Annotated in this window: 1 pseudogene; it reads left to right on the top strand. The window is 64.1% G+C overall.

The features are described 5' to 3' along the window. Positions 1–249, top strand: a pseudogene (locus tag EN807_RS33065) (pyruvate/2-oxoglutarate dehydrogenase complex dihydrolipoamide dehydrogenase); the annotation flags it as partial. Between the last annotated feature and the right edge of the window lie 133 nt (positions 250–382).

Genomic DNA, 382 nt, shown 5'->3' on the forward strand with positions numbered 1-382 from the left:
TGGCGCATTCCCTTCAACGTCGAGCGTTTCCGCGGCCTCAAGGCCGTCGGCGACCTGGCCGACGCCGACACCGGCGAGATCCTCGGCTGCTCGGTGCTTGGTCCGGGCGGCGACGAGGTGATCCACTCGGTGCTCGACCTGATGTATGCCAAGGCGCCGATATCGACGCTGGCGCGTGCCATGCACATCCACCCCAACGTCTCGGAGCTGCTGCCGACGATCGCCCAGGAACTGAAGCCGCTGGACTAGCTGCCTCGCCCACGCCGCTCTCGTCTTTCTGCATTGCTGCGTTGCAACAATGGCGCTTGTGCGCAGGGCAGGTCGAAAGTCAGTCTCGATTTTGAACCGATTCAGTCCGGACATCCCATGCCGCTGCCGATCC

The sequence above is a fragment of the Mesorhizobium sp. M5C.F.Ca.ET.164.01.1.1 genome, from assembly GCF_004792125.1.
Taxonomy (GTDB): domain Bacteria; phylum Pseudomonadota; class Alphaproteobacteria; order Rhizobiales; family Rhizobiaceae; genus Mesorhizobium; species Mesorhizobium wenxiniae.